The sequence below is a fragment of the Collinsella sp. OM08-14AT genome (assembly GCF_003438115.1).
Taxonomy (GTDB): domain Bacteria; phylum Actinomycetota; class Coriobacteriia; order Coriobacteriales; family Coriobacteriaceae; genus Collinsella.
Genome location: NZ_QSTE01000032.1, coordinates 1 through 2416 on the forward strand (window position 1 = coordinate 1; position 2416 = coordinate 2416).

Annotated in this window: 2 protein-coding genes; both read left to right on the top strand. The window is 62.0% G+C overall.

The window, feature by feature from the left end:
• Positions 1-265 precede the first annotated feature (265 nt).
• Complete coding sequence (gene groES / locus DXC18_RS10260) at positions 266-559, top strand: co-chaperone GroES (protein WP_022094351.1); 294 nt, start codon at positions 266-268, stop codon at positions 557-559.
• A gap of 96 nt (positions 560-655) precedes the next feature.
• Entirely contained in the window at positions 656-2293 is a 1638-nt protein-coding gene (gene groL, locus DXC18_RS10265) for a chaperonin GroEL (protein WP_006234938.1), read from the top strand.
• Positions 2294-2416: the final 123 nt, after the last annotated feature.

Here is a 2416-nt window from a genome sequence, read left to right on the forward strand (position 1 = left end):
CGCACGAGCCGAAGGCCACTTAATGTGGCCTTCGTGCGAGCAGGACTGCCCGAGCAGGAAACCTTATGCCCCGCCCCTCCGGAGCCACACGGGAGGCATCGCTAAGTTATCCCCCGGCATTCAGAAAATCTAAGTGCCAAAAAATAAGATTTTTTGACTCCGTGTTGTATAACCCGCCATTCGTGGGTACCATTCAACGCGTACGCAAACAAAAAGGGTTAACCCGCGCGGCATGACCGCGCGGCCCACAAAGGAGGAAACAAGCATGTCGTCTTTGAAGCCGCTTGCAGATCGCGTCCTGGTCAAGCCCGACGAGGCCGAGCAGAAGACCGCTTCTGGTCTGTACATCGCCAGCAACGCTCAGGAGAAGCCGCAGCGCGGCACCATCGTTGCCGTGGGCGCCGGCAAGGTCAACGACAAGGGTGAGCGCATCCCCATGGACGTCAAGGTTGGCGACGTTGTCATCTACGGCAAGTTCGGTGGCAACGAGGTCAAGGTCGACGGCGAGAAGTATCTGCTCATGCGCGCCGACGACATCTACGCCGTCGTCGAGGCCTAGTCTCGTCAGAATCTCTGATTCGTCTTTGAACGCGATCGTCGCATAGGACTCGGAAGCGGCGACGCGAGTCACATTTCTTTTGGAGGATTACTCACCATGGCAAAGAACATTACGTTCAACACCGATGCCCGCGCTAAGCTCGCCAAGGGCGTCAACACTCTGGCCGACGCCGTTACCGTCACCATGGGCCCCAAGGGCCGCTACGTTGCGCTGCAGCGCACGTTCGGTGCCCCGACCATCACCAACGACGGCGTTTCTGTCGCTAAGGAGATCGAGCTCGAGGACAACATCGAGAACATGGGCGCTCAGCTGGTGAAGGAGGTCGCCACCAAGACCAACGACACCGTGGGTGACGGCACCACCACCGCAACCCTGCTCGCCCAGGCCATCGTCAACGACGGCCTGCGCAACGTCGCCGCCGGCGCCAACCCGCTGGCCATCCGTCGCGGCATCGACAAGGCTGTAAACGCCGCCGTCGCCGAGATGAAGAAGCAGGCCAAGCCGGTCGAGACCAAGGAGCAGATCGCTTCCGTCGGCACCATCTCCGCTGGTGACCCCGAGGTTGGCGAGAAGATCGCCGAGGCCATGGAGGTCGTGGGCAAGGACGGCGTCATCACCGTCGAGGATTCCCAGACGTTCGACATCACCATCGACACCGTCGAGGGCATGCAGTTCGACAAGGGCTATGTCTCCGCTTACTTCGTCACGGACAACGACCGCATGGAGGCCGTGATGAAGGATCCGTACATCCTCATCACCGACCAGAAGATTTCCAGCGTTCAGGACATCATGCCTGTTCTCGAGGCTGTCCAGCGCGCCGGCCGTGGCCTGCTCATCATCGCTGAGGACATCGACGGCGAGGCTCTGCCGACCCTGGTCCTCAACAAGATCCGTGGCGCTCTCAACGTCTGCGCCGTCAAGGCCCCGGGCTACGGCGATCGCCGCAAGCGCATCCTGGAGGACATCGCCGTCCTCACCGGTGGCCAGGCTGCTCTGGACGAGCTGGGCGTGAAGGTCGCTGACATCACCGCCGATATGCTCGGCACCGCTAAGTCCGTCACTATCTCCAAGGACAACACCGTCGTCGTCGGCGGCGCCGGCTCCAAGGAGGCCATCGACGCCCGCATCGCTCAGATCAAGGGCGAGATGGAGAACACCACCTCTGACTTCGACCGTGAGAAGCTCCAGGAGCGCCTGGCCAAGCTCTCCGGTGGCGTTGCCGTCATCAAGGTCGGCGCTGCTACCGAGTCCGAGCTCAAGGAGATCAAGCACCGCGTTGAGGATGCCCTGCAGGCTACCCGCGCTGCTGTCGAGGAGGGCATTGTCGCCGGTGGCGGCGTCGCCTTCATGGACGCTGCTCCTGCGCTCGATGCTGTCGAGATCGACGACCCCGAGGAGAAGATCGGCGTCGATATCGTCAAGAAGGCTCTGACCGCTCCGGTCGCTACTATCGCCAAGAACGCTGGCTTTGAGGGCGCTGTCGTGGTCGACAAGGTTGCCGAGCTGCCCGCCGGCCAGGGTCTCAACTCTGCCAACGGCGAGTGGGGCGACATGATCGAGATGGGCGTCCTCGACCCCGTCAAGGTCAGCCGCGTCACCCTGCAGAATGCTGCTTCTGTCGCCAGCCTGATCCTCATCACCGAGGCCACCGTCTCCGATGTGCCCAAAAACACTCAGCTTGAGGACGCTATCGCTGCTGCTACCGCTGGTCAGCAGGGCGGCGGTATGTACTAAGGCCGACAAGGTCTAGAACTCCCACCGGGAATCCGGGGGCGTGACGGGGGCTTCCCTCCGGAACGTCCTCGGACATGCAAAGAGGCTCGCTGCGCACTTTGTGCGGCGAGCCTTTTTGCGTCC

Bases quoted from the DNA above. Each gene is read 5' to 3' on its own strand.
- groES (WP_022094351.1), top strand. From the start codon at position 266: ATGTCGTCTTTGAAGCCGCTTGCAGATCGCGTCCTGGTCAAGCCCGAC.
- groL (WP_006234938.1), top strand. From the start codon at position 656: ATGGCAAAGAACATTACGTTCAACACCGATGCCCGCGCTAAGCTCGCC.